The organism is Eubacterium ramulus (assembly GCF_003122485.1).
Classification (GTDB): Bacteria; Bacillota; Clostridia; order Lachnospirales; family Lachnospiraceae; genus Eubacterium_I; species Eubacterium_I ramulus_A.
On the sequence record NZ_JRFU01000090.1, the window covers coordinates 1 to 5,063 of the forward strand.

4 protein-coding genes are annotated in these 5,063 nt (G+C 42.6%); 1 reads left to right on the forward strand and 3 read right to left on the reverse strand.

The genetic code is table 11. The features are described 5' to 3' along the window. Positions 1-8: 8 nt before the first annotated feature. Positions 9-164: a hypothetical protein gene (locus LG34_RS16710; protein ID WP_177957418.1), complete on the reverse strand. Its 156-nt coding sequence runs from the start codon at positions 162-164 to the stop codon at positions 9-11. A gap of 513 nt (positions 165-677) precedes the next feature. Between LG34_RS16710 and LG34_RS08120 the strand changes: the two genes are divergently transcribed. Further along, complete coding sequence (locus tag LG34_RS08120) at positions 678-1,376, forward strand: GntR family transcriptional regulator (protein ID WP_109215634.1); 699 nt, start codon at positions 678-680, stop codon at positions 1,374-1,376. A 108-nt stretch (positions 1,377-1,484) separates the two neighbouring features. Here the strand turns inward: LG34_RS08120 and LG34_RS08125 are convergent, their stop codons facing one another. Continuing rightward, positions 1,485-2,180, reverse strand: a complete 696-nt coding sequence (locus LG34_RS08125; protein WP_181369327.1) for a FadR/GntR family transcriptional regulator — start codon at positions 2,178-2,180, stop codon at positions 1,485-1,487. Between the two features lie 91 nt (positions 2,181-2,271). After that, positions 2,272-4,899 carry a pyruvate, phosphate dikinase gene (gene ppdK, locus LG34_RS08130; RefSeq protein ID WP_109215636.1) on the reverse strand — a complete coding sequence of 876 codons (2,628 nt, stop codon included), beginning with the start codon at positions 4,897-4,899 and terminating at the stop codon, positions 2,272-2,274. Positions 4,900-5,063 lie beyond the last annotated feature (164 nt).

The window sequence follows — 5,063 nt, forward strand, 5'->3', positions numbered from 1 at the left end:
CTTGTTTCTCACCACCTATAGAGGTGGGAGTCATCTCCCATCTGATATTTTCGTAAACTGGCATGTACCTCACCGGGTTTCACCTGCAACTGTACATGATCCAGAGCCTTAACCCCTGCAAAGCCCTTGCTGATATCTTTCATTTCAAGGATATACTCTGACAAACAATCATCTCCTTTCATAAATCGTATCCATTACTATCTTCCGCGGTATTTCTTTTCATAAATTGTATACCATTATGTTTTTACTGGTATTTCTTTTCTTGAATTGTATACTATTTCGGAAATAATATACTTCCTGCTTGCAATATACATCTATGGGGCATTTGTGCCAATTATTTTTATTTAAATTTATTTACTTTATAAAATATGCACAATTTCCTACAGTTACTTTTTTGCACTTTGCATTATTAGCTTTATTTTTCTCTTTTTTTGACATCCAAAGCAAATTTATCAGATTTTTTAACCATTAACATATCGCCATTTTCTTTTTATTTTGGTATACAATTTTATAGATTGACAAACAGTTTCAAAAATTATATACTAGTGGTATCAAAAATGTAACTACCAACATAGAACTTATCCTGCTATAGAAAAAACAGTTCTGTTTCTTCTATATAGTATTTGTTCTTCGCAGTATCAACTTTCGGGTTGAAGATAAGGGATAGGTATAACCATATGAAACAGACATTAGCAGACACAGCTTATGAAAAGCTGCTTGATATGATATATTCATTGAAGTATCAGTCTGGCGACCGACTAGTGGAACAGCAGCTTATTAACGAACTGGAAATCAGCCGCACACCGGTGCGCGAAGCAATCCGACGCCTTGCCGGCGATGGTCTGGTAGATCTCTCTACCGGCACATTTGCCCGGATCCATACATTTACCGCAAAGGAGAAACAGGATATCGGTTTGGTTCGCCTTGCGATCGACACTACTGTCGCACCGCTGATCGTATTAAACGCAAGTAACAAAGACTTACAGGATCTGATGAGCATTGCTGCAGACTGCCAGCGTGCCTCTGATCGAAATGATATTATGGAACGAATCCGGCTGGATTTCAAATTTCATCAGGTTTTAGTGGAGCTTTCCGGCAATCAGGTATTTACTGACATTCAGGAACAGCTTACCAAAAAAGGTCGTCTGATCCAGATTCAGCATTATTCCGAAAACGGAGCTACGTTCTGTAATCTTGCTGGTCACCTGGATATCCTTCAGGCATTAAATGATCGCAATACGAACGCCTGTATCAAAGCCATGCAGGATCATCTGCGCCCTTCCTATGCCTCTCACGGTGTAGATTCAAAGATATGGGAAGTTGCGGAGACTGCACTGCGCACTACAGATGTCACTCCGTTTATTCAACAACATTGAGATATTACTTTTATATTCAATATTTTTCCTCAAAACAAAAAGAAAACCACAGCTTGTTCTCCTCCAAGCTGTGGTTTTCTCTTTGTACTCATTTTCTTCTCTGTCTGCTTATCGATTCTTCCATTCCAACAGAATCTCATCAATAATGGCAAAATGCTCCTTCAGTGCCAGAATGCCATCTTCACGATTATGCTCCCGCAGTGCTTTGACAATCCGATGATGACAGGCATTTAATGCTTCTTTTCCAGATTCTTTTCGAATGATCTCCCGACGCAGATCTTTGACAAATTCGTCAATGACACTGGAACACGCTTCCAGAATATCCAGAATCAAAACATTTCCCGAAGCTCTTGCCAATGTATAGTGAATTTTCTTATCTAGTTCATTGTTCACGCTGGCATCCGTACTCTTATCCAGCTTATTGACGTACTCCTCCATCAGTCGGATTTCTTCCTCAGAAGCATGATCCAACGCCAGTGTAAACGCCAGACGCTCCAGAGAATAACGAATCTGGCTGATCTGTATATAATCAATCTGATCCATGGCAAACATCATGCCCATGGTTTCCTCCAGACTGCTCTGGAAATCACAGGTAATATAATTACCGGATCCCTGCTGGGAAGATATAACACCTGTCATATCCATAAAACGAATGGCTTCCCGAACAGAATTACGGCTGACCCCCAGTTCCTCCGCAATCTCCCGCTCCGGCGGAAGTTTCTCTCCAGGTTTTAAATCTCCCGCTATAATTTTTTTCTTAAAATAGTCCACGACTATCCCATAGGTTTTCTGACTCTTTGCCACTGTTCCTTTGTTCCTTTCAAAATAATAGGCATACCGCGTCATGCGATATGCCTATTATAAATTATTTAGTCATATGAATCAACTAGAAATTTTATTTCTCATCAGCGATTGCTGCCTGTGCTGCTGCAAGACGAGCGATCGGTACACGGAATGGTGAGCAGGAAACGTAATCAAGTCCGATCTTATGGCAGAACTCTACGGAAGAAGGATCTCCGCCGTGCTCTCCACAAATACCACAATGTAATGTTGGGCGAACCGGTTTACCAAGTTTCAGTGCCATCTCCATCAGTTTACCAACTCCATCCTGATCCAGTTTTGCAAATGGATCATTCTCGAAGATCTTAGCGTCATAGTAAGCATCCAGGAATTTACCTGCATCATCACGGGAGAAACCAAATGTCATCTGTGTTAAGTCGTTTGTACCGAAGCAGAAGAACTCAGCCTCTGTAGCGATCTCGTCAGCTGTTAATGCTGCACGCGGGATCTCGATCATAGTACCAACTTCGTATTTCAGATCAACACCTGCTGCTGCGATCTCAGCGTCAGCTGTCTCTGTAACAAATTTCTTAACATATTTTAACTCTTTGATATCGCCTACTAACGGAATCATGATCTCTGGTACCATGTTCCAATCCGGATGAGCTTTGGATACGTTGATTGCTGCACGGATAACTGCTTTTGTCTGCATTTTAGCGATTTCCGGATATGTTACAGCAAGACGGCATCCACGATGTCCCATCATCGGGTTGAACTCTTTCAGACCTTCAATGATAGCTTTGATCTGCTCTACGGATTTACCCTGAGCATCTGCCAGTTTCTTGATGTCCTCTTCCTCTGTCGGAACGAACTCATGAAGTGGCGGATCAAGGAAACGAATTGTAACTGCTTCGCCTTCCATTGCCTCGTATAACTGCTCGAAGTCACCCTGCTGATACGGTAAGATTTTCTCAAGAGCTACTTCTCTCTCTTCTACTGTATCTGCACAGATCATCTCACGGAAAGCGTCAATTCTGTCGCCTTCGAAGAACATATGCTCTGTACGGCAAAGTCCGATACCTTCTGCACCAAGCTCACGAGCTTTTTTAGCATCTGCCGGTGTATCAGCATTTGTACGAACTTTTAATTTTCTATATTTGTCAGCCCAAGCCATGATTCTTCCGAACTCGCCGGCGATAGTAGCTTCAACTGTCGGGATTGCTCCGTCATAAATATTACCTGTAGAACCATCAAAGGAGATTACATCACCTTCATGATACTCTTTTCCTGCAAGTGTAAATTTCTTGTTTTCTTCATCCATAATGATATCGCCACATCCGGATACACAGCAAGCACCCATACCACGAGCAACTACTGCTGCATGAGATGTCATACCACCACGAACTGTCAGGATACCCTGAGAAGCTTTCATACCTGTGATATCTTCCGGAGATGTCTCAAGACGAACCAGAACAACTTTCTCGCCTCTCTCAGCCCATTCTACAGCGTCATCTGCTGTAAATACGATTTTACCACAAGCAGCTCCAGGAGCAGCGCCAAGTGCTTTTGCGATTGGTGTAGCAGCTTTTAATGCTGCTGTATCGAATGTCGGGTGAAGCAGAGCGTCAAGGTTACGTGGCTCGATCATAGCTACAGCCTCTTTCTCTGTTCTCATTCCCTCATCTACCAGATCACAAGCGATCTTTAATGCAGCCTGAGCTGTTCTCTTACCATTACGTGTCTGTAACATGTAAAGTTTTCTGTTCTCAACAGTAAACTCCATATCCTGCATATCTCTGTAGTGATCTTCCAGAGTTTTGCAAACCTGAACGAACTGAGCATATGCTTCCGGGAATTCCTCTTCCATCTTAGCGATCGGCATCGGTGTACGAACACCAGCAACTACGTCCTCGCCCTGTGCATTGATCAGGAACTCACCCATCAGTTTCTTCTCGCCTGTAGCCGGGTCACGAGTAAATGCAACACCTGTACCACAGTCATCACCCATGTTACCAAATGCCATAGCCTGTACGTTTACAGCTGTACCCCAGCTATACGGGATATCGTTGTCACGACGGTAAACGTTTGCACGTGGGTTATCCCAAGAACGGAATACTGCTTTAACAGCTCCCATTAACTGCTCCTTCGGATCATCCGGGAAGTCCTGTCCGATTTTAGCTTTGTACTCAGCTTTGAACTGTCCAGCAAGTTCTTTTAAGTCTTCTGCTGTAAGCTCTACGTCATAAGTAACGCCTTTTTTCTCTTTCATCTCATCGATGAGCTGCTCGAAATATTTTTTGCCGACTTCCATAACAACGTCGGAATACATCTGAATAAATCTACGATAGCAATCCCATGCCCAACGCGGATTTCCGGATTTCTCTGCTAATACCTCAACTACTGTCTCATTCAGACCAAGGTTTAAGATTGTATCCATCATACCCGGCATAGAAGCTCTTGCACCAGAACGAACTGATACGAGCAATGGATTCTCCTTGTCACCGAATTTTTTACCAGTAATTTCTTCCATCTTACCAATGTACTCGTTGATCTGTCCCTGAATCTCATCGTTAATTTCACGGCCATCCTCGTAGTACTGTGTACAAGCCTCTGTAGTAATAGTGAAGCCCTGTGGTACCGGAAGTCCAAGACCTGTCATCTCAGCAAGGTTTGCACCTTTACCTCCAAGAAGTTCGCGCATGCTGGCGTTACCTTCGCTAAATAAGTACACCCATTTTGCCATTTCTAATTCCTCCTAAAATATACATTGTGTTTTGCAAGCAGATAAAGTTCTGCTGTTTTTAGCAATTTTTCACATTTCGTTTCGTGTTTTCCCCGAAACTTCGTCTATATTTTACCACAAATTTTGCAGATTTCAACCTTTTTTGTGAAATTTCTAACGAAACA

Coding starts and splice junctions, on each gene's coding strand:
- LG34_RS08120 (WP_109215634.1), top strand. CDS start 678: ATGAAACAGACATTAGCAGACACAGCTTATGAAAAGCTGCTTGATATG.
- ppdK (WP_109215636.1), bottom strand. CDS start 4,899: ATGGCAAAATGGGTGTACTTATTTAGCGAAGGTAACGCCAGCATGCGC.